Here is a 274-nt window from a genome sequence, read left to right on the forward strand (position 1 = left end):
GGAGCTGCCTGCTCTTGACGAGGAATTCGCGAAGAAAACGGGCTACGAAACAATTGAGCAGTACCGGACCAAGACCAGGGAATACCTCGATAAATACATAGTTGAAAAAACGAAAGGTGACGCCAAGGCCCAGATACTCAAGCAGATCGTCGAGGACAGCAAATACGATATTCCCGAATCGATGATAGAGAGCGAGATGAGCCGTCTCTTCAAGAGAACCTGCGAAAGCGTGGGCTACTATTCCGAGAACCTTGATGAATTCGCATCGATTATG

At 48.2% G+C, this 274-nt stretch carries 1 pseudogene; it reads left to right on the forward strand.

The features are described from left to right. A pseudogene (locus ACY9Z2_RS18995) lies at positions 1-274 on the forward strand (hypothetical protein); the annotation flags it as partial.

This window comes from Virgibacillus sp. GM2-2, assembly GCF_055329585.1.